General features: G+C 43.5%; 5 protein-coding genes, 6 tRNA genes and 10 rRNA genes. 1 reads left to right on the top strand and 20 read right to left on the bottom strand.

Annotated features, from left to right (window positions below; genetic code table 11):
* Positions 1–28 precede the first annotated feature (28 nt).
* The 14 genes from KXZ80_RS00870 to KXZ80_RS00805 all read right to left on the bottom strand — a co-directional run bounded on the left by KXZ80_RS00870 (position 29) and on the right by KXZ80_RS00805 (position 15,217).
* Positions 29–1,530: ribosomal RNA gene (locus KXZ80_RS00870) — 16S ribosomal RNA — on the bottom strand.
* A 126-nt stretch (positions 1,531–1,656) separates the two neighbouring features.
* A tRNA-Ile gene (locus KXZ80_RS00865) sits at positions 1,657–1,733 on the bottom strand.
* Positions 1,734–1,742: 9 nt separating this feature from the next.
* Positions 1,743–1,831 (bottom strand) — tRNA-Leu (locus tag KXZ80_RS00860).
* A gap of 5 nt (positions 1,832–1,836) precedes the next feature.
* Positions 1,837–1,953, bottom strand: a 5S ribosomal RNA gene (gene rrf, locus KXZ80_RS00855).
* 126 nt (positions 1,954–2,079) lie between these two features.
* Positions 2,080–4,994: ribosomal RNA gene (locus KXZ80_RS00850) — 23S ribosomal RNA — on the bottom strand.
* A 95-nt stretch (positions 4,995–5,089) separates the two neighbouring features.
* Positions 5,090–5,165, bottom strand: a tRNA-Ala gene (locus tag KXZ80_RS00845).
* A gap of 58 nt (positions 5,166–5,223) precedes the next feature.
* A 16S ribosomal RNA gene (locus KXZ80_RS00840) occupies positions 5,224–6,725 on the bottom strand.
* A gap of 126 nt (positions 6,726–6,851) precedes the next feature.
* Positions 6,852–6,928: transfer RNA gene (locus tag KXZ80_RS00835), tRNA-Ile, on the bottom strand.
* 9 nt (positions 6,929–6,937) lie between these two features.
* Positions 6,938–7,026, bottom strand: a tRNA-Leu gene (locus tag KXZ80_RS00830).
* A 5-nt stretch (positions 7,027–7,031) separates the two neighbouring features.
* A 5S ribosomal RNA gene (gene rrf, locus KXZ80_RS00825) occupies positions 7,032–7,148 on the bottom strand.
* Positions 7,149–7,274: 126 nt separating this feature from the next.
* A 23S ribosomal RNA gene (locus KXZ80_RS00820) occupies positions 7,275–10,189 on the bottom strand.
* A gap of 144 nt (positions 10,190–10,333) precedes the next feature.
* Positions 10,334–11,835 (bottom strand): 16S ribosomal RNA (locus KXZ80_RS00815).
* The 16S, 23S and 5S rRNA genes sit together here with 5 tRNA genes alongside, the layout of an rRNA operon.
* A 454-nt stretch (positions 11,836–12,289) precedes the next feature.
* Entirely contained in the window at positions 12,290–12,829 is a 540-nt protein-coding gene (nrdG, locus tag KXZ80_RS00810) for an anaerobic ribonucleoside-triphosphate reductase activating protein (RefSeq protein ID WP_021431836.1), read from the bottom strand.
* A 36-nt stretch (positions 12,830–12,865) separates the two neighbouring features.
* Positions 12,866–15,217, bottom strand: coding sequence for an anaerobic ribonucleoside triphosphate reductase (locus KXZ80_RS00805; RefSeq protein WP_021431835.1), 2,352 nt, complete (start codon positions 15,215–15,217; stop codon positions 12,866–12,868).
* A gap of 355 nt (positions 15,218–15,572) precedes the next feature.
* Here KXZ80_RS00805 and KXZ80_RS00800 point away from each other — a divergent pair, with 355 nt between their 5' ends.
* Positions 15,573–16,751 (top strand): pyridoxal phosphate-dependent aminotransferase, encoded by a 1,179-nt coding sequence (locus tag KXZ80_RS00800; RefSeq protein ID WP_021431834.1) that lies wholly within the window; start codon positions 15,573–15,575, stop codon positions 16,749–16,751.
* Positions 16,752–16,917: 166 nt separating this feature from the next.
* Here KXZ80_RS00800 and KXZ80_RS00795 read toward each other — a convergent pair whose 3' ends face one another.
* The 6 genes from KXZ80_RS00795 to KXZ80_RS00770 all read right to left on the bottom strand — a co-directional run bounded on the left by KXZ80_RS00795 (position 16,918) and on the right by KXZ80_RS00770 (position 23,085).
* The gene (locus tag KXZ80_RS00795; RefSeq protein WP_021431833.1) at positions 16,918–17,226 is read right to left on the bottom strand and encodes an ASCH domain-containing protein; all 309 of its coding nucleotides are present in this window, start codon (positions 17,224–17,226) and stop codon (positions 16,918–16,920) included.
* A gap of 16 nt (positions 17,227–17,242) precedes the next feature.
* The gene (locus KXZ80_RS00790) at positions 17,243–17,764 is read right to left on the bottom strand and encodes a GNAT family N-acetyltransferase (protein WP_021431832.1); all 522 of its coding nucleotides are present in this window, start codon (positions 17,762–17,764) and stop codon (positions 17,243–17,245) included.
* Positions 17,765–18,262: 498 nt separating this feature from the next.
* Positions 18,263–18,379, bottom strand: a 5S ribosomal RNA gene (gene rrf / locus KXZ80_RS00785).
* Positions 18,380–18,439: 60 nt separating this feature from the next.
* Positions 18,440–21,354: ribosomal RNA gene (locus KXZ80_RS00780) — 23S ribosomal RNA — on the bottom strand.
* Positions 21,355–21,449: 95 nt separating this feature from the next.
* Positions 21,450–21,525: transfer RNA gene (locus KXZ80_RS00775), tRNA-Ala, on the bottom strand.
* 58 nt (positions 21,526–21,583) lie between these two features.
* Positions 21,584–23,085: ribosomal RNA gene (locus tag KXZ80_RS00770) — 16S ribosomal RNA — on the bottom strand.
* Between the last annotated feature and the right edge of the window lie 182 nt (positions 23,086–23,267).

Raw genomic sequence — 23,267 nt, 5'->3', positions numbered from 1 at the left:
AATTAAACAGTAGGTAATTACTCCTTAGAAAGGAGGTGATCCAGCCGCACCTTCCGATACGGCTACCTTGTTACGACTTCACCCCAGTCATTGGTTTCACCTTCGACGGCCGCTTCCTAAAAGGTTAGCTAACCGGCTTCGGGCGCCCCCAACTTCCATGGTGTGACGGGCGGTGTGTACAAGACCCGGGAACGCATTCACCGCAGCATTCTGATCTGCGATTACTAGTAACTCCAGCTTCATGTAGGCGAGTTTCAGCCTACAATCCGAACTGAGAATGGCTTTAAGGGATTAGCTCCACCTCGCGGCTTGGCAACCCTCTGTACCACCCATTGTAGCACGTGTGTAGCCCTAAGCATAAGGGGCATGATGATTTGACGTCATCCCCACCTTCCTCCGAGTTATCCTCGGCAGTCCCTCTAGAGTGCCCAACTTAATGCTGGCAACTAAAGGCAAGGGTTGCGCTCGTTGCGGGACTTAACCCAACATCTCACGACACGAGCTGACGACAACCATGCACCACCTGTCACCACTGTCCCCGAAGGGAAATCTCCGATTAGGGAGAGGTCAGTGGGATGTCAAGCTTAGGTAAGGTTCTTCGCGTTGCTTCGAATTAAACCACATGCTCCGCTACTTGTGCGGGTCCCCGTCAATTCCTTTGAGTTTCACTCTTGCGAGCGTACTTCCCAGGCGGAGTACTTAATGCGTTAGCTGCGGCACCGAGGGGGGTAACCCCCGACACCTAGTACTCATCGTTTACGGCGTGGACTACCAGGGTATCTAATCCTGTTTGCTCCCCACGCTTTCGTGCCTCAGTGTCAGTTACAGTCCAGAGAGCCGCCTTCGCTACTGGTATTCCTCCTAATATCTACGCATTTCACCGCTACACTAGGAATTCTACTCTCCTCTCCTGCACTCAAGTTCTCTAGTTTCAAAAGCTTACTACGGTTGAGCCGTAGCCTTTCACTTCTGACTTAAAAAACCACCTACGCACCCTTTACGCCCAGTAATTCCGGATAACGCTAGCCCCCTACGTATTACCGCGGCTGCTGGCACGTAGTTAGCCGGGGCTTCCTCCTCAAGTACCGTCATTATCTTCCTTGAGGACAGAGCTTTACGACCCGAAGGCCTTCATCGCTCACGCGGCGTTGCTGCATCAGGCTTTCGCCCATTGTGCAATATTCCCCACTGCTGCCTCCCGTAGGAGTCTGGACCGTGTCTCAGTTCCAGTGTGGCCGATCACCCTCTCAGGTCGGCTACTGATCGTTGCCTTGGTAAGCCATTACCTTACCAACTAGCTAATCAGACGCGGGTCCATCCTGTACCGCCGGAGCTTTGATACAAAAGCCATGCGACTTTCATATGTTATCCCGTATTAGTATACCTTTCGGTATGTTATCCGTGTGTACAGGGCAGGTTACCCACGCGTTACTCACCCGTCCGCCGCTCTCTCCGAAGAGATCGCTCGACTTGCATGTGTTAGGCACGCCGCCAGCGTTCATCCTGAGCCAGGATCAAACTCTCAAATATAATTTAAAAAGTTGTCCATCGCTCAGCTAATCATTATCTGAATATCTGGCTTGGTTGTTTGTGTTTAATTCTTTAAAAAAGAATTTTTATAATTAACCTACTGTTTAATTTTCAAAGTTCTTAAAGTGGTGGACCTTCAGGGACTCGAACCCCGGACCTACCGGTTATGAGCCGGGCGCTCTAACCAACTGAGCTAAAGGTCCACTTTATAATGGTGCCGAAGACCGGAATCGAACCGGTACGAGAGGTAAGTCCCGCAGGATTTTAAGTCCTGTGCGTCTGCCAGTTCCGCCACTTCGGCACATCACCTAGCTATGTCCTACTCTCCCAGGCAGCTTCCCACCAAGTACCATCGGCGCTAAAGAGCTTAACTTCTGTGTTCGGAATGGGAACAGGTGTATCCTCTTTGCTGTAATAACTAGATTATGTAAGTTCATTTTTGAACAAGTATTATAATACCATTTCAGTAAGCATTTGTCAACACTTTTTTAAAACAATATTTTACTTAATACTCTAAAAACTGAATAACATTTGTAAGATTAAATAATCTTGGTCAAGTCCTCGATCTATTAGTATCGGTAAGCTACATACATTGCTGCACTTACACCTCCGACCTATCAACCAGGTAGTCTTCCTGGGATCTTACCCTTACGGTGGGAAATCTTATCTTGAAGTTGGCTTCGCGCTTAGATGCTTTCAGCGCTTATCCATTCCGTACATAGCTACCCAGCCATGCCCTTGGCAGAACAACTGGTACACCAGAGGTACGTCCATCCCGGTCCTCTCGTACTAAGGACAGGTCTCCTCAAATTTCCTACGCCTGCGACGGATAGGGACCGAACTGTCTCACGACGTTCTGAACCCAGCTCGCGTACCACTTTAATGGGCGAACAGCCCAACCCTTGGGACCTACTACAGCCCCAGGATGTGATGAGCCGACATCGAGGTGCCAAACCTCCCCGTCGATGTGGACTCTTGGGGGAGATAAGCCTGTTATCCCCAGGGTAGCTTTTATCCGTTGAGCGATGGCCCTTCCATGCGGAACCACCGGATCACTAAGTCCGACTTTCGTCCTTGCTCGACCTGTATGTCTTGCAATCAAGCTCTCTTCTGCCTTTACACTCTACGCACGATTTCCGACCGTGCTGAGAGAACCTTTGAGCGCCTCCGTTACTCTTTGGGAGGCGACCGCCCCAGTCAAACTGCCCACCTGACAGTGTCCCAATACCTGATTCAAGGTATCTGGTTAGAATCTCAGTACTACAAGGGTGGTATCCCAAGGATAGCTCCACCGAGACTGGCGTCCCGATTTCATAGCCTCCCACCTATCCTGTACATGTAGCACCAAAATTCAATGTCAAGCTACAGTAAAGCTCCATGGGGTCTTTCCGTCCTGTCGCAGGTACCCGGCATCTTCACCGGGATTACAATTTCACCGAGTCTGTTGTTGAGACAGTGCCCAAATCGTTACGCCTTTCGTGCGGGTCGGAACTTACCCGACAAGGAATTTCGCTACCTTAGGACCGTTATAGTTACGGCCGCCGTTTACTGGGGCTTAAGTTCACTGCTTCGGATAAATCCTAACAGATCCCCTTAACCTTCCAGCACCGGGCAGGCGTCAGCTCCTATACATCGTCTTGCGACTTAGCAGAAACCTGTGTTTTTGGTAAACAGTCGCTTGGGCCTATTCTCTGCGGCCACCTCGGGCGTTAACCCTAACGTGGCACCCCTTCTCCCTAAGTTACGGGGTCATTTTGCCGAGTTCCTTAACAACAGTTCTCTCGCTGGCCTTAGGATACTCTCCTCACCCACCTGTGTCGGTTTGCGGTACGGGCACCTTTAATCTCGATAGAAACTTTTCTCGACAGTGTGAAATCAGCTACTTCGCTACTTAATTTCGCTCCCCATCGTACCCCAGCATTATCATGGCGGATTTGCCTGCCTTGACTGCCTCAGTACTTAGCCACACATAACCAACAGTGTGGTTAGCTTATCCTACTGTGTCATTCCATCTCTCAAACGATTATCGGTGGTACAGGAATCTCAACCTGTTGTCCATCACCTACGCCTTTCGGCCTCGGCTTAGGTCCCGACTAACCCAGGGCGGACGAACCTTCCCCTGGAAACCTTGGGTTTACGGCCCGTGGGATTCTCACCCACGTCTCGCTACTCATGCCAACATTCTCACTCCTATACTGTCCACACGTCCTTACGGTCATGCTTCAGCCTGCATAGGAAGCTCCCCTACCTATCATAAATGATATCGTAGCTTCGGTAGTAAGTTTTAGCCCCGGTAATCTTCGGCGCAGGATCACTCGACCAGTGAGCTATTACGCACTCTTTAAATGAGTGGCTGCTTCTAAGCCAACATCCTGGTTGTCTATGCAATCCCACATCCTTTACCACTTAACTTACATTTAGGGACCTTAGCTGACGATCTGGGCTGTTGCCCTCTCGACTATGAATCTTATTACCCACAGTCTGACTCCCAAGTATAAAATAACGGCATTCGGAGTTTGATAATCTTCGGTAAGCGCAATGCCCCCTAGGATATTCAGTGCTCTACCTCCGTATTTCTCAACCTTGAGGCTAGCCCTAAAGCTATTTCGGGGAGAACCAGCTATCTCCGAGCTCGATTGGAATTTCACCGCTATCCACAAGTCATCCCCGAGCTTTTCAACGCTCGTGGGTTCGGACCTCCACGAAATTTTACTTTCGCTTCATCCTGCTCATGGATAGGTCGCTCGGTTTCGGGTCTACGACAGCAAACTTAACGCCCATTTAAGACTCGCTTTCACTACGGCTCCATACCTTAAGTACTTAACCTAGCTTACTATCGTAACTCGTTGGCCCGTTCTACAAAAAGTACGCGGTCACACATATAAAGTGCTTCCACAGCTTGTAAGCGCAGGGTTTCAGGTTCTATTTCACTCCCCTCCCGGGGTTCTTTTCACCTTTCCCTCACGGTACTATGCGCTATCGGTCACTAAGTAGTATTTAGCCTTGGAGGATGGTCCCTCCTGCTTCCCACAGGGTTTCACGTGTCCCGTGGTACTCTGGATCACATCTAAAGTCTTCTCGTTTCAACTACGTGGCTATTACACTTTATAGCGGAGCTTTCCAACTCTCTTCGTTTACGATACCTCTTTGTTGATGATGTGTCCGCAACCCCAGCGAAGAAAACTTCACTGGTTTGGGCTATTCCGCGTTCGCTCGCCGCTACTTACGGAATCGAATTTCTTTCTTTTCCTCCGGGTACTTAGATGTTTCAGTTCCCCGGGTTCCCCTCACTAAGCTATGTATTCACTTAATGATACTTAGACATTACTCTAAGTGAGTTTCCTCATTCGGAAATCTTCGGATCAAAGTTTACGTGCAACTCCCCGAAGCTTATCGCAGCTTATCGCGTCCTTCATCGGCTCTTAGTGCCAAGGCATCCGCCCTGCGCCCTTAATAACTTGACCAGTTATTAAAAGTGTTATTTTTTAAAGAGTTTTCTTCTCTTATATTGGTTTATTTAATCATCACTAAATGTTATGCAGTTTTCAAAGTACTAATATGGTGGAGATGAGGAGGATCGAACTCCTGACCCCTTGCGTGCAAGGCAAGTGCTCTCCCAGCTGAGCTACACCCCCACAATATAAAGTTCATTTAAGAACTCTCAAAATTAAACAGTAGGTAATTACTCCTTAGAAAGGAGGTGATCCAGCCGCACCTTCCGATACGGCTACCTTGTTACGACTTCACCCCAGTCATTGGTTTCACCTTCGACGGCCGCTTCCTAAAAGGTTAGCTAACCGGCTTCGGGCGCCCCCAACTTCCATGGTGTGACGGGCGGTGTGTACAAGACCCGGGAACGCATTCACCGCAGCATTCTGATCTGCGATTACTAGTAACTCCAGCTTCATGTAGGCGAGTTTCAGCCTACAATCCGAACTGAGAATGGCTTTAAGGGATTAGCTCCACCTCGCGGCTTGGCAACCCTCTGTACCACCCATTGTAGCACGTGTGTAGCCCTAAGCATAAGGGGCATGATGATTTGACGTCATCCCCACCTTCCTCCGAGTTATCCTCGGCAGTCCCTCTAGAGTGCCCAACTTAATGCTGGCAACTAAAGGCAAGGGTTGCGCTCGTTGCGGGACTTAACCCAACATCTCACGACACGAGCTGACGACAACCATGCACCACCTGTCACCACTGTCCCCGAAGGGAAATCTCCGATTAGGGAGAGGTCAGTGGGATGTCAAGCTTAGGTAAGGTTCTTCGCGTTGCTTCGAATTAAACCACATGCTCCGCTACTTGTGCGGGTCCCCGTCAATTCCTTTGAGTTTCACTCTTGCGAGCGTACTTCCCAGGCGGAGTACTTAATGCGTTAGCTGCGGCACCGAGGGGGGTAACCCCCGACACCTAGTACTCATCGTTTACGGCGTGGACTACCAGGGTATCTAATCCTGTTTGCTCCCCACGCTTTCGTGCCTCAGTGTCAGTTACAGTCCAGAGAGCCGCCTTCGCTACTGGTATTCCTCCTAATATCTACGCATTTCACCGCTACACTAGGAATTCTACTCTCCTCTCCTGCACTCAAGTTCTCTAGTTTCAAAAGCTTACTACGGTTGAGCCGTAGCCTTTCACTTCTGACTTAAAAAACCACCTACGCACCCTTTACGCCCAGTAATTCCGGATAACGCTAGCCCCCTACGTATTACCGCGGCTGCTGGCACGTAGTTAGCCGGGGCTTCCTCCTCAAGTACCGTCATTATCTTCCTTGAGGACAGAGCTTTACGACCCGAAGGCCTTCATCGCTCACGCGGCGTTGCTGCATCAGGCTTTCGCCCATTGTGCAATATTCCCCACTGCTGCCTCCCGTAGGAGTCTGGACCGTGTCTCAGTTCCAGTGTGGCCGATCACCCTCTCAGGTCGGCTACTGATCGTTGCCTTGGTAAGCCATTACCTTACCAACTAGCTAATCAGACGCGGGTCCATCCTGTACCGCCGGAGCTTTGATACAAAAGCCATGCGACTTTCATATGTTATCCCGTATTAGTATACCTTTCGGTATGTTATCCGTGTGTACAGGGCAGGTTACCCACGCGTTACTCACCCGTCCGCCGCTCTCTCCGAAGAGATCGCTCGACTTGCATGTGTTAGGCACGCCGCCAGCGTTCATCCTGAGCCAGGATCAAACTCTCAAATATAATTTAAAAAGTTGTCCATCGCTCAGCTAATCATTATCTGAATATCTGGCTTGGTTGTTTGTGTTTAATTCTTTAAAAAAGAATTTTTATAATTAACCTACTGTTTAATTTTCAAAGTTCTTAAAGTGGTGGACCTTCAGGGACTCGAACCCCGGACCTACCGGTTATGAGCCGGGCGCTCTAACCAACTGAGCTAAAGGTCCACTTTATAATGGTGCCGAAGACCGGAATCGAACCGGTACGAGAGGTAAGTCCCGCAGGATTTTAAGTCCTGTGCGTCTGCCAGTTCCGCCACTTCGGCACATCACCTAGCTATGTCCTACTCTCCCAGGCAGCTTCCCACCAAGTACCATCGGCGCTAAAGAGCTTAACTTCTGTGTTCGGAATGGGAACAGGTGTATCCTCTTTGCTGTAATAACTAGATTATGTAAGTTCATTTTTGAACAAGTATTATAATACCATTTCAGTAAGCATTTGTCAACACTTTTTTAAAACAATATTTTACTTAATACTCTAAAAACTGAATAACATTTGTAAGATTAAATAATCTTGGTCAAGTCCTCGATCTATTAGTATCGGTAAGCTACATACATTGCTGCACTTACACCTCCGACCTATCAACCAGGTAGTCTTCCTGGGATCTTACCCTTACGGTGGGAAATCTTATCTTGAAGTTGGCTTCGCGCTTAGATGCTTTCAGCGCTTATCCATTCCGTACATAGCTACCCAGCCATGCCCTTGGCAGAACAACTGGTACACCAGAGGTACGTCCATCCCGGTCCTCTCGTACTAAGGACAGGTCTCCTCAAATTTCCTACGCCTGCGACGGATAGGGACCGAACTGTCTCACGACGTTCTGAACCCAGCTCGCGTACCACTTTAATGGGCGAACAGCCCAACCCTTGGGACCTACTACAGCCCCAGGATGTGATGAGCCGACATCGAGGTGCCAAACCTCCCCGTCGATGTGGACTCTTGGGGGAGATAAGCCTGTTATCCCCAGGGTAGCTTTTATCCGTTGAGCGATGGCCCTTCCATGCGGAACCACCGGATCACTAAGTCCGACTTTCGTCCTTGCTCGACCTGTATGTCTTGCAATCAAGCTCTCTTCTGCCTTTACACTCTACGCACGATTTCCGACCGTGCTGAGAGAACCTTTGAGCGCCTCCGTTACTCTTTGGGAGGCGACCGCCCCAGTCAAACTGCCCACCTGACAGTGTCCCAATACCTGATTCAAGGTATCTGGTTAGAATCTCAGTACTACAAGGGTGGTATCCCAAGGATAGCTCCACCGAGACTGGCGTCCCGATTTCATAGCCTCCCACCTATCCTGTACATGTAGCACCAAAATTCAATGTCAAGCTACAGTAAAGCTCCATGGGGTCTTTCCGTCCTGTCGCAGGTACCCGGCATCTTCACCGGGATTACAATTTCACCGAGTCTGTTGTTGAGACAGTGCCCAAATCGTTACGCCTTTCGTGCGGGTCGGAACTTACCCGACAAGGAATTTCGCTACCTTAGGACCGTTATAGTTACGGCCGCCGTTTACTGGGGCTTAAGTTCACTGCTTCGGATAAATCCTAACAGATCCCCTTAACCTTCCAGCACCGGGCAGGCGTCAGCTCCTATACATCGTCTTGCGACTTAGCAGAAACCTGTGTTTTTGGTAAACAGTCGCTTGGGCCTATTCTCTGCGGCCACCTCGGGCGTTAACCCTAACGTGGCACCCCTTCTCCCTAAGTTACGGGGTCATTTTGCCGAGTTCCTTAACAACAGTTCTCTCGCTGGCCTTAGGATACTCTCCTCACCCACCTGTGTCGGTTTGCGGTACGGGCACCTTTAATCTCGATAGAAACTTTTCTCGACAGTGTGAAATCAGCTACTTCGCTACTTAATTTCGCTCCCCATCGTACCCCAGCATTATCATGGCGGATTTGCCTGCCTTGACTGCCTCAGTACTTAGCCACACATAACCAACAGTGTGGTTAGCTTATCCTACTGTGTCATTCCATCTCTCAAACGATTATCGGTGGTACAGGAATCTCAACCTGTTGTCCATCACCTACGCCTTTCGGCCTCGGCTTAGGTCCCGACTAACCCAGGGCGGACGAACCTTCCCCTGGAAACCTTGGGTTTACGGCCCGTGGGATTCTCACCCACGTCTCGCTACTCATGCCAACATTCTCACTCCTATACTGTCCACACGTCCTTACGGTCATGCTTCAGCCTGCATAGGAAGCTCCCCTACCTATCATAAATGATATCGTAGCTTCGGTAGTAAGTTTTAGCCCCGGTAATCTTCGGCGCAGGATCACTCGACCAGTGAGCTATTACGCACTCTTTAAATGAGTGGCTGCTTCTAAGCCAACATCCTGGTTGTCTATGCAATCCCACATCCTTTACCACTTAACTTACATTTAGGGACCTTAGCTGACGATCTGGGCTGTTGCCCTCTCGACTATGAATCTTATTACCCACAGTCTGACTCCCAAGTATAAAATAACGGCATTCGGAGTTTGATAATCTTCGGTAAGCGCAATGCCCCCTAGGATATTCAGTGCTCTACCTCCGTATTTCTCAACCTTGAGGCTAGCCCTAAAGCTATTTCGGGGAGAACCAGCTATCTCCGAGCTCGATTGGAATTTCACCGCTATCCACAAGTCATCCCCGAGCTTTTCAACGCTCGTGGGTTCGGACCTCCACGAAATTTTACTTTCGCTTCATCCTGCTCATGGATAGGTCGCTCGGTTTCGGGTCTACGACAGCAAACTTAACGCCCATTTAAGACTCGCTTTCACTACGGCTCCATACCTTAAGTACTTAACCTAGCTTACTATCGTAACTCGTTGGCCCGTTCTACAAAAAGTACGCGGTCACACATATAAAGTGCTTCCACAGCTTGTAAGCGCAGGGTTTCAGGTTCTATTTCACTCCCCTCCCGGGGTTCTTTTCACCTTTCCCTCACGGTACTATGCGCTATCGGTCACTAAGTAGTATTTAGCCTTGGAGGATGGTCCCTCCTGCTTCCCACAGGGTTTCACGTGTCCCGTGGTACTCTGGATCACATCTAAAGTCTTCTCGTTTCAACTACGTGGCTATTACACTTTATAGCGGAGCTTTCCAACTCTCTTCGTTTACGATACCTCTTTGTTGATGATGTGTCCGCAACCCCAGCGAAGAAAACTTCACTGGTTTGGGCTATTCCGCGTTCGCTCGCCGCTACTTACGGAATCGAATTTCTTTCTTTTCCTCCGGGTACTTAGATGTTTCAGTTCCCCGGGTTCCCCTCACTAAGCTATGTATTCACTTAATGATACTTAGACATTACTCTAAGTGAGTTTCCTCATTCGGAAATCTTCGGATCAAAGTTTACGTGCAACTCCCCGAAGCTTATCGCAGCTTATCGCGTCCTTCATCGGCTCTTAGTGCCAAGGCATCCGCCCTGCGCCCTTAATAACTTGACCAGTTATTAAAAGTGTTATTTTTTAAAGAGTTTTCTTCTCTTATATTGGTTTATTTAATCATCACTAAATGTTATGCAGTTTTCAAAGTACTAATTTTGAGAACAATAAGCTCTCAAAATTAAACAGTAGGCAATTACTCCTTAGAAAGGAGGTGATCCAGCCGCACCTTCCGATACGGCTACCTTGTTACGACTTCACCCCAGTCATTGGTTTCACCTTCGACGGCCGCTTCCTAAAAGGTTAGCTAACCGGCTTCGGGCGCCCCCAACTTCCATGGTGTGACGGGCGGTGTGTACAAGACCCGGGAACGCATTCACCGCAGCATTCTGATCTGCGATTACTAGTAACTCCAGCTTCATGTAGGCGAGTTTCAGCCTACAATCCGAACTGAGAATGGCTTTAAGGGATTAGCTCCACCTCGCGGCTTGGCAACCCTCTGTACCACCCATTGTAGCACGTGTGTAGCCCTAAGCATAAGGGGCATGATGATTTGACGTCATCCCCACCTTCCTCCGAGTTATCCTCGGCAGTCCCTCTAGAGTGCCCAACTTAATGCTGGCAACTAAAGGCAAGGGTTGCGCTCGTTGCGGGACTTAACCCAACATCTCACGACACGAGCTGACGACAACCATGCACCACCTGTCACCACTGTCCCCGAAGGGAAATCTCCGATTAGGGAGAGGTCAGTGGGATGTCAAGCTTAGGTAAGGTTCTTCGCGTTGCTTCGAATTAAACCACATGCTCCGCTACTTGTGCGGGTCCCCGTCAATTCCTTTGAGTTTCACTCTTGCGAGCGTACTTCCCAGGCGGAGTACTTAATGCGTTAGCTGCGGCACCGAGGGGGGTAACCCCCGACACCTAGTACTCATCGTTTACGGCGTGGACTACCAGGGTATCTAATCCTGTTTGCTCCCCACGCTTTCGTGCCTCAGTGTCAGTTACAGTCCAGAGAGCCGCCTTCGCTACTGGTATTCCTCCTAATATCTACGCATTTCACCGCTACACTAGGAATTCTACTCTCCTCTCCTGCACTCAAGTTCTCTAGTTTCAAAAGCTTACTACGGTTGAGCCGTAGCCTTTCACTTCTGACTTAAAAAACCACCTACGCACCCTTTACGCCCAGTAATTCCGGATAACGCTAGCCCCCTACGTATTACCGCGGCTGCTGGCACGTAGTTAGCCGGGGCTTCCTCCTCAAGTACCGTCATTATCTTCCTTGAGGACAGAGCTTTACGACCCGAAGGCCTTCATCGCTCACGCGGCGTTGCTGCATCAGGCTTTCGCCCATTGTGCAATATTCCCCACTGCTGCCTCCCGTAGGAGTCTGGACCGTGTCTCAGTTCCAGTGTGGCCGATCACCCTCTCAGGTCGGCTACTGATCGTTGCCTTGGTAAGCCATTACCTTACCAACTAGCTAATCAGACGCGGGTCCATCCTGTACCGCCGGAGCTTTGATATAAAAGCCATGCGACTTTCATATATTATCCCGTATTAGTATACCTTTCGGTATGTTATCCGTGTGTACAGGGCAGGTTACCCACGCGTTACTCACCCGTCCGCCGCTCTCTCCGAAGAGATCGCTCGACTTGCATGTGTTAGGCACGCCGCCAGCGTTCATCCTGAGCCAGGATCAAACTCTCAAATATAATTTAAAAAGTTGTCCATCGCTCAGCTAATCATTATCTGAATATCTGGCTTGGTTGTTTGTGTTTAATTCTTAAAAAAAGAATTTTTATAATTAACCTACTGTTTAATTTTCAAAGTTCATTTTCTCTTTTGTGTTTCGTCCGTTTCTTAAGGACAAGTAATACTTTACCATCTAATTAAAACAGAGTCAACAGTTTTTTTTATTTTTTTTAATTATATTTTAATTTCACTTTAATAAAGAAAGTATTCAACAAGTTATCAACATTTTTATCCACATTATCTACAGTTTTAAAAGTACATATATACTCACATCTACAAGACTTATCCACATTATCCACCATAAATATGTATATATTTTAATTTATTTTCATTTTTCGATATTTTTAAATCTTTTGAAGAAAAAAGGCGAAAAAAATAAGCATAAGTCAGAACTTATGCTTATTTTTTAATTTATTACTTTGCTATTCCTAAATCTTCTTTCATATATTCATCATGTAAACATATTTTCTTAAGCTCTAATGTTTTCTTAACATCTATAATTCTCTGATTTGATGATCCTCTAAACTTAAGACTTATATCTCTCTTAGCTTCTATAAATCTTCCATCCACCAAAACATCTATATTTCTAAGTAAATTTAAATTATTAAAATATGAAGGGTTTTTCTTATCTGTAAGTTCCTCAAATGTATATCCTGTATATACCCATACATCTAAGTCATTATCTTTGCATGTTTTTGCAACTTCAGCTAAAGCTTCACTTTGTAAAAATGGCTCTCCTCCAGATAAAGTTACACCTCTATGCAATTTTAGTTTTTCTATCTCTTTAGATATTGTGCTTGTATCTACTTCGAACCCACTCACCAAATCATGAGTTTGAGAATTATGACACCCTTTACAATTATGTATGCATCCTTGTGTCCATAAAACAGCCCTAAGCCCAGGCCCATCTACTATACTATCTACAGTAATAGACGAAGCTAATCTTATCTTCATGTATACTCCCCCTCATTAAAACATTAAATTTAAATATTAACTATGTTTTATTCTATCTCTAACTTCTGCTTTCTTTGCATTATTAAATCTATCTACTGTTCCTACTAAATATCCTGTTATTCTTCTTATTCTTTCAAATCCAATCTCTCCATCTGATTCTTTTCTACCACAAGCAGGGCACACATCTCCTGGTATAACACCTGAGTAACCACATATAGGATCCCTATCTAATGGATGATTTATACTTCCATATCCTATACCTAATTCTTTCATAGCTCTGATTATAGTTTCAAAAGCTTCTAAGTTATTTGAAGGACTTCCATCTAACTCTATATAAGTTATATGTCCAGCATTAGTTAATTCATGATAAGGAGCTTCTATCTTTATCTTATCAAAAGAACTTATTTTGTAATATACAGGTACATGGAATGAATTTGTATAATATTCTTTATCTGTTATTCCTTCTATTTCACCATATTTATTTCTATCTATAGAAGTAAACCTTCCTGATAGTCCTTCTGCCGGAGTAGCTATTAAAGAGAAGTTTAATCCATATTTTTCACTAGCTTCTTCCATTCTATCTCTCATATGACCAATTATATCTAGTCCTAGATTTTGAGCTTCTTCACTTTCTCCATGATGTTTTCCTATAAGAGCTATCAAACATTCTGCTAATCCTATAAATCCTACTGTTAGAGTTCCTTGTTTTATAACTTCTTTTAATGTATCATTAGGACCTAAATCATCAGACCCTTTCCATACGTTTTGTCCCATTAAAAACGGGAAATTTTTAACCTTTTTATTTCCTTGAACTTCAAATCTTTCTAGTAATTGATCTATTACTAAATCTATCTTTTCATTTAACTCTGCATAAAACTCGTCTATATTTAAGTTTTGCCCATTTATACTTCCATGTTTTATTCCTAATCTTGGAAGGTTTATTGTTGTAAATGATAAGTTACCTCTTCCACTTACAACCTCATCTCCACACACATTGCCAACTACCCTAGTTCTACATCCCATATATGTAGCTTCTGTGTCAGGATCTCCTTCAACATAGTACTTAGCATTAAAAGGAGCATCTATAAAACTAAAGTTAGGGAATAATCTCTTTGCAGAAACTCTACATGCTAACTTAAATAAATCATAGTTATGGTCTTCAGGATTTAAATTTATTCCTTCTTTTACTTTGAATATTAATATAGGGAATATAGCTGTTTCTCCATTTCCAAGACCTTTTTCTACTGATAATAATAAGTTTTTAGTAACTAATCTACCTTCTTCAGATGTATCTGTTCCAAAATTCACACTTGAAAAAGGAACTTGAGCCCCTGCTCTTGAATGCATAGTATTTAAATTGTGTATAAAAGCTTCCATGGCTTGATATGTGTTTCTATCTGTTTCTTTATATGCTTCTTTATATGCAAACTTTTGTGATTTTTTTGCTACATCATCTTTTATATTTAATCTATTTATTAATTCTCTTTTTTCTAAATTTATATATGACTCGTCTAAGCTTATACTAGCCTTAGTATCTGTATTTTCCTCTACATAAGATACGATATCTCTTATTTCATCTAAAGCTTCTATACCTTCATATAACTCTAAAGCTTTACTCATATTATTTATATATAATTTCTTAAATGTCTTATATACACCTTCAGCTAGACCATAATCAAAAAATGGTATACTTTGTCCTCCATGTTGATCATTTTGATTACTTTGTATAGCTATTGCTGCTAAAGCTGCATAACTTATAATATCATTAGGCTCTCTTAAGAATCCATGTCCCGTCGAAAAACCATCTTTAAATAACTTTATTAAATCTATTTGGCAACATGTTAATGTTCCCATATTTAAAAAGTCCATATCATGTATGTGTATATCCCCATTATCATGAGCAAACGCATGTTCAGGTTTTAACATGTAAGTTTTGCAAAACTCTTTAGATACTGTACTTCCATACTGAAGCATAGTTCCCATTGCAGTATTTCCATCTATATTTGCATTTTCTCTTTTTATGTCAGCATCATCTGCATCAGCAAAAGTTATTTCTCCTATAGACTTCATTAGTCTAGATTTAGAGTTTCTTATTCTGTTTCTTTCAGTTCTATAAATTATGTATTCTTCACTAGTTTTAGCATGTCCTTTTTCTATAAGAACTTTAACTACAGCATCTTGTATATCTTCTACTCCAGGAGTATTTGTTGCAAATTTTATATTTAATAGCTTAATTACATCTTGAGTTAATAATTCTGCTACATTATAATCCGCTACACTACCTTCTCTTTGAGCAACTTTACTCGCAGCTAAGAATATAGCTCTAGTTATTCTATCTGAGTTAAAAGGTATAACTCTTCCATCTCTTTTCTTTACTGCTTGAATCACAATAAATTCCCCCTCATCACAATATATAGTATCCACAAATATTAAGCATACTATATATAGTATGCTTGGATGAAAAAAATCCCCTTTAACAAAGTCAAAGGGAAAATCTTTAAGTCATTACTTTACTACAATAAGCTTACCAAAATTGTACATAATCGTCAAATCACCTCTAAGCATTGAAATTGCTATCTACATTTTTTGAACATTAGTATTTCTAATATGTTCAAATTTTTAGATTTTTTTATAATTTTTTCACTCATTTTTTGACAAATTTATCATAAATCTTATATAGTTATCTTTGTTGTTATAAATTAATATATAATATACTTATCTATGTAAAAAAGGAGGATTAAATATGTTATCTAGCAGATTAAATAACATTACACCATCTTATACAATTGGTATAAGTTCAAAGGTTCGTGATTTAAAAGCATCAGGAAAGAATATAATTGATTTAAGTATAGGAGAACCAGATTTATCTGTTCCTAATGCAGCAATTCAACATGGAATAAACTCATTAAATGAAAACTTAACTAATTATGACTTAGTTCCTGGATTAAAAATTCTTAGAGATGAATTATCTAAAAAGCTAAATTTAGAAAATAATTGTGATTATGCTCCAGAGGAAATAATAGTTTCTAGTGGTGCAAAAAACGCTATAACAAATGCTTTATTAGCTATATTAAATCCTGGAGATGACGTTCTAGTTCCTAAACCTTATTGGGTTAGCTATCCTGAAATGATAAAGCTAGTTAATGCAAATCCAGTTTTTGTAGAAACAAATAAAGAAAACGAATTTAAATTAACTAAAGATATTTTAGAAAAAAGCATTACTCCAAATACTAGAATGTTGTTTTTAAATAATCCTTCAAATCCTACTGGAGCAGTTTACTCAAAAGAAGAATTATTAGAAATAGCTGATGTATGCATTAAGAATAATATATACATACTAGCAGATGAAATTTACGAAAGAATATGTTATAAAGATAAATTTGTATCTATAGCATCACTAAGTAATGATATAAAAAATATAACTATAACTATAAATGGTTTCTCTAAGTCATTTGCAATGACAGGTTTAAGAATAGGATATTCTGCAAGTAACAAAGAAATTGCTAAAGCAATATCAGCAATACAAGGACACTTAGTATCTCATCCATCTCTAACTAGTCAATATATAGCTTACGGAGCTTTAAAGGATTGTTCTGATTCTATTAGTGACATGGTTGATATATATCGTTCAAGAAGAAATAAAGTGGTTGATATATTAAATCAATGCAACAAATTAAATTATATAACTCCAGATGGAGCTTTTTATACATTTATAGATTTATCTATGGTAAAAAATAATTTAAACTATACAAATAGTTTTTCTATAGAATTTTGTAATAAGCTATTAGATGAGTATGAAGTTGCTGCTGTTCCAGGAATAGCATTTGGAATGGATGATTGTATAAGAATTTCTTATGCTTGTAGTGAGTCTTCTTTTACAGAAGGATTAAAAAGAATAATAAAACTTGCTGAGTCTTTATAAAATATATACATTAATTTTACTTAAAATAAAAAACTGTTCATGAAAATTTTACTGCAATTTCATGAACAGTTTTTATTTACTTGTATGTATACTTTTAAATACTTAATGCACTTATTTAAACATATGTTCACTCATTAACAACTTTTATCTCAATACCAACTACCCCCTATCTTTTTATATCTTCCTTAGAATAATATTGTTCCATATCATCAGGAGTTGCAAAATCATCATAACTATATCCAAGTTTAATTTTATTAAATTGTTCATATAGATCATTAAAATTCTTATATTTATATATTTCTAGAACTTTAACTTTTAACTGATTTTTACAATCATCATTATTAATAAAAGTAATATAATCTCCCTTTAATACTGTCTTTCTCTTTTCATCATATAATCTCATCTCTATCGTCTTAGTTCCATTTTTTATTAATATAAAACAATCATTATTTAAAGTCATAATATGATTTTCCATTTAAATTTTTCCTATTTTATAGTTTTATCCAATAACGTTTTATAATATTTCCATCTACTTCTACATTTTTCTCAAATACTCCCCCATTAGCAATTATAACTTTTTCACTACCTATATTGTCATGATTACAAGTTATAAGAACTTTATCAAGTCCATATGATTTACAATTTACAAGATTTTGTTTAAGCATCTCTGTCGCATATCCTTTTTTCCTTTCGCTCGGACGAACAGAATAACCTATATGACCACCCCATAAACTTAGTACCGGGTGATTAATATGATGTCTTAAATCAATGATTCCAACAATTTTATTATCTGTTAATCTTACAGCTATATATAAATTAGAAGTTACCTTATCTGATGGACAAGTTTTTTCACTTTCAAGTAAGTTAATTGTATCAATCCAATCTTTAGCCGTAGAACATTCTCTTAAGCTCCCACATCCAGCTAAATCGTCCCCTAATTCTAAAAACTCTTGTTTATAGTTCATAATATCCTTATCATATTCTAAAGTTGGCTTTATTAATTTTATCTCCATCTCTACATCCCCCTTAATTACTATTTATATATATTATATAAAAATAATCTCTATTCATCATTATATGCTCAACTTTTAACTTAATTATATTAAATTTTTCATATTCTCTTAACTTATTTAATCCAGTCTCACACAAGTGTAAACTTTTTTTATTTTAAACAATAAAAGTGGTTATTGTTTAGATTACAAATCAGAGATCATTCAAATCAACTTTCCTTATCTTTTTATATCATACCGTACAAGCGTAATTCTTCTTTATTTTGTACATCAAAAGTGACTCATATTTAGTTTGCATCGCAGGAATCATTCAAAGCATCTTTTCTCATCTCTTTATACTATACCGTATAAGCGTAATTCTTCTTTATTTTATACATAACAAAAAGTGGTTGATATTTAGTTTACAGCGCAGGGGTCATTTAAAGCATCTTCTCAGCTTTATGACCCAAGCGTAAACTAAATATCAACCACTATACAAATACACGTAAAATAAAAAAGATTACGCGGCTACGTCCTACTCTCCCAGGCAGCTTCCCACCAAGTACCATCGGCGCTAAAGAGCTTAACTTCTGTGTTCGGAATGGGAACAGGTGTATCCTCTTTGCTGTAATAACCGCATAATCTTTATTTAGAGTTAATACTCTAAAAACTGAATAACATTTGTAAGATTAAATAATCTTGGTCAAGTCCTCGATCTATTAGTATCGGTAAGCTACATACATTGCTGCACTTACACCTCCGACCTATCAACCAGGTAGTCTTCCTGGGATCTTACCCTTACGGTGGGAAATCTTATCTTGAAGTTGGCTTCGCGCTTAGATGCTTTCAGCGCTTATCCATTCCGTACATAGCTACCCAGCCATGCCCTTGGCAGAACAACTGGTACACCAGAGGTACGTCCATCCCGGTCCTCTCGTACTAAGGACAGGTCTCCTCAAATTTCCTACGCCTGCGACGGATAGGGACCGAACTGTCTCACGACGTTCTGAACCCAGCTCGCGTACCACTTTAATGGGCGAACAGCCCAACCCTTGGGACCTACTACAGCCCCAGGATGTGATGAGCCGACATCGAGGTGCCAAACCTCCCCGTCGATGTGGACTCTTGGGGGAGATAAGCCTGTTATCCCCAGGGTAGCTTTTATCCGTTGAGCGATGGCCCTTCCATGCGGAACCACCGGATCACTAAGTCCGACTTTCGTCCTTGCTCGACCTGTATGTCTTGCAATCAAGCTCTCTTCTGCCTTTACACTCTACGCACGATTTCCGACCGTGCTGAGAGAACCTTTGAGCGCCTCCGTTACTCTTTGGGAGGCGACCGCCCCAGTCAAACTGCCCACCTGACAGTGTCCCAATACCTGATTCAAGGTATCTGGTTAGAATCTCAGTACTACAAGGGTGGTATCCCAAGGATAGCTCCACCGAGACTGGCGTCCCGATTTCATAGCCTCCCACCTATCCTGTACATGTAGCACCAAAATTCAATGTCAAGCTACAGTAAAGCTCCATGGGGTCTTTCCGTCCTGTCGCAGGTACCCGGCATCTTCACCGGGATTACAATTTCACCGAGTCTGTTGTTGAGACAGTGCCCAAATCGTTACGCCTTTCGTGCGGGTCGGAACTTACCCGACAAGGAATTTCGCTACCTTAGGACCGTTATAGTTACGGCCGCCGTTTACTGGGGCTTAAGTTCACTGCTTCGGATAAATCCTAACAGATCCCCTTAACCTTCCAGCACCGGGCAGGCGTCAGCTCCTATACATCGTCTTGCGACTTAGCAGAAACCTGTGTTTTTGGTAAACAGTCGCTTGGGCCTATTCTCTGCGGCCACCTCGGGCGTTAACCCTAACGTGGCACCCCTTCTCCCTAAGTTACGGGGTCATTTTGCCGAGTTCCTTAACAACAGTTCTCTCGCTGGCCTTAGGATACTCTCCTCACCCACCTGTGTCGGTTTGCGGTACGGGCACCTTTAATCTCGATAGAAACTTTTCTCGACAGTGTGAAATCAGCTACTTCGCTACTTAATTTCGCTCCCCATCGTACCCCAGCATTATCATGGCGGATTTGCCTGCCTTGACTGCCTCAGTACTTAGCCACACATAACCAACAGTGTGGTTAGCTTATCCTACTGTGTCATTCCATCTCTCAAACGATTATCGGTGGTACAGGAATCTCAACCTGTTGTCCATCACCTACGCCTTTCGGCCTCGGCTTAGGTCCCGACTAACCCAGGGCGGACGAACCTTCCCCTGGAAACCTTGGGTTTACGGCCCGTGGGATTCTCACCCACGTCTCGCTACTCATGCCAACATTCTCACTCCTATACTGTCCACACGTCCTTACGGTCATGCTTCAGCCTGCATAGGAAGCTCCCCTACCTATCATAAATGATATCGTAGCTTCGGTAGTAAGTTTTAGCCCCGGTAATCTTCGGCGCAGGATCACTCGACCAGTGAGCTATTACGCACTCTTTAAATGAGTGGCTGCTTCTAAGCCAACATCCTGGTTGTCTATGCAATCCCACATCCTTTACCACTTAACTTACATTTAGGGACCTTAGCTGACGATCTGGGCTGTTGCCCTCTCGACTATGAATCTTATTACCCACAGTCTGACTCCCAAGTATAAAATAACGGCATTCGGAGTTTGATAATCTTCGGTAAGCGCAATGCCCCCTAGGATATTCAGTGCTCTACCTCCGTATTTCTCAACCTTGAGGCTAGCCCTAAAGCTATTTCGGGGAGAACCAGCTATCTCCGAGCTCGATTGGAATTTCACCGCTATCCACAAGTCATCCCCGAGCTTTTCAACGCTCGTGGGTTCGGACCTCCACGAAATTTTACTTTCGCTTCATCCTGCTCATGGATAGGTCGCTCGGTTTCGGGTCTACGACAGCAAACTTAACGCCCATTTAAGACTCGCTTTCACTACGGCTCCATACCTTAAGTACTTAACCTAGCTTACTATCGTAACTCGTTGGCCCGTTCTACAAAAAGTACGCGGTCACACATATAAAGTGCTTCCACAGCTTGTAAGCGCAGGGTTTCAGGTTCTATTTCACTCCCCTCCCGGGGTTCTTTTCACCTTTCCCTCACGGTACTATGCGCTATCGGTCACTAAGTAGTATTTAGCCTTGGAGGATGGTCCCTCCTGCTTCCCACAGGGTTTCACGTGTCCCGTGGTACTCTGGATCACATCTAAAGTCTTCTCGTTTCAACTACGTGGCTATTACACTTTATAGCGGAGCTTTCCAACTCTCTTCGTTTACGATACCTCTTTGTTGATGATGTGTCCGCAACCCCAGCGAAGAAAACTTCACTGGTTTGGGCTATTCCGCGTTCGCTCGCCGCTACTTACGGAATCGAATTTCTTTCTTTTCCTCCGGGTACTTAGATGTTTCAGTTCCCCGGGTTCCCCTCACTAAGCTATGTATTCACTTAATGATACTTAGACATTACTCTAAGTGAGTTTCCTCATTCGGAAATCTTCGGATCAAAGTTTACGTGCAACTCCCCGAAGCTTATCGCAGCTTATCGCGTCCTTCATCGGCTCTTAGTGCCAAGGCATCCGCCCTGCGCCCTTAATAACTTGACCAGTTATTAAAAGTGTTATTTTTTAAAGAGTTTTCTTCTCTTATATTGGTTTATTTAATCATCACTAAATGTTATGCAGTTTTCAAAGTACTAATATGGTGGAGATGAGGAGGATCGAACTCCTGACCCCTTGCGTGCAAGGCAAGTGCTCTCCCAGCTGAGCTACACCCCCACAATATAAAGTTCATTTAAGAACTCTCAAAATTAAACAGTAGGTAATTACTCCTTAGAAAGGAGGTGATCCAGCCGCACCTTCCGATACGGCTACCTTGTTACGACTTCACCCCAGTCATTGGTTTCACCTTCGACGGCCGCTTCCTAAAAGGTTAGCTAACCGGCTTCGGGCGCCCCCAACTTCCATGGTGTGACGGGCGGTGTGTACAAGACCCGGGAACGCATTCACCGCAGCATTCTGATCTGCGATTACTAGTAACTCCAGCTTCATGTAGGCGAGTTTCAGCCTACAATCCGAACTGAGAATGGCTTTAAGGGATTAGCTCCACCTCGCGGCTTGGCAACCCTCTGTACCACCCATTGTAGCACGTGTGTAGCCCTAAGCATAAGGGGCATGATGATTTGACGTCATCCCCACCTTCCTCCGAGTTATCCTCGGCAGTCCCTCTAGAGTGCCCAACTTAATGCTGGCAACTAAAGGCAAGGGTTGCGCTCGTTGCGGGACTTAACCCAACATCTCACGACACGAGCTGACGACAACCATGCACCACCTGTCACCACTGTCCCCGAAGGGAAATCTCCGATTAGGGAGAGGTCAGTGGGATGTCAAGCTTAGGTAAGGTTCTTCGCGTTGCTTCGAATTAAACCACATGCTCCGCTACTTGTGCGGGTCCCCGTCAATTCCTTTGAGTTTCACTCTTGCGAGCGTACTTCCCAGGCGGAGTACTTAATGCGTTAGCTGCGGCACCGAGGGGGGTAACCCCCGACACCTAGTACTCATCGTTTACGGCGTGGACTACCAGGGTATCTAATCCTGTTTGCTCCCCACGCTTTCGTGCCTCAGTGTCAGTTACAGTCCAGAGAGCCGCCTTCGCTACTGGTATTCCTCCTAATATCTACGCATTTCACCGCTACACTAGGAATTCTACTCTCCTCTCCTGCACTCAAGTTCTCTAGTTTCAAAAGCTTACTACGGTTGAGCCGTAGCCTTTCACTTCTGACTTAAAAAACCACCTACGCACCCTTTACGCCCAGTAATTCCGGATAACGCTAGCCCCCTACGTATTACCGCGGCTGCTGGCACGTAGTTAGCCGGGGCTTCCTCCTCAAGTACCGTCATTATCTTCCTTGAGGACAGAGCTTTACGACCCGAAGGCCTTCATCGCTCACGCGGCGTTGCTGCATCAGGCTTTCGCCCATTGTGCAATATTCCCCACTGCTGCCTCCCGTAGGAGTCTGGACCGTGTCTCAGTTCCAGTGTGGCCGATCACCCTCTCAGGTCGGCTACTGATCGTTGCCTTGGTAAGCCATTACCTTACCAACTAGCTAATCAGACGCGGGTCCATCCTGTACCGCCGGAGCTTTGATACAAAAGCCATGCGACTTTCATATGTTATCCCGTATTAGTATACCTTTCGGTATGTTATCCGTGTGTACAGGGCAGGTTACCCACGCGTTACTCACCCGTCCGCCGCTCTCTCCGAAGAGATCGCTCGACTTGCATGTGTTAGGCACGCCGCCAGCGTTCATCCTGAGCCAGGATCAAACTCTCAAATATAATTTAAAAAGTTGTCCATCGCTCAGCTAATCATTATCTGAATATCTGGCTTGGTTGTTTGTGTTTAATTCTTTAAAAAAGAATTTTTATAATTAACCTACTGTTTAATTTTCAAAGTTCTTAACTTGTTTTGCCCTTTTCTTAAGGACAAGTAATACTATACCACCTTAATTTAATTAGGT

The sequence above is a fragment of the Paraclostridium bifermentans genome, from assembly GCF_019916025.1.
GTDB lineage: Bacteria > Bacillota > Clostridia > Peptostreptococcales > Peptostreptococcaceae > Paraclostridium > Paraclostridium bifermentans.
This window is presented reverse-complemented; position numbering and strand designations above follow the sequence as displayed.

Coding starts and splice junctions, on each gene's coding strand:
- nrdG (WP_021431836.1), bottom strand. CDS start 12,829: ATGAAGATAAGATTAGCTTCGTCTATTACTGTAGATAGTATAGTAGAT.
- KXZ80_RS00800 (WP_021431834.1), top strand. CDS start 15,573: ATGTTATCTAGCAGATTAAATAACATTACACCATCTTATACAATTGGT.
- KXZ80_RS00795 (WP_021431833.1), bottom strand. CDS start 17,226: ATGGAAAATCATATTATGACTTTAAATAATGATTGTTTTATATTAATA.
- KXZ80_RS00790 (WP_021431832.1), bottom strand. CDS start 17,764: ATGGAGATAAAATTAATAAAGCCAACTTTAGAATATGATAAGGATATT.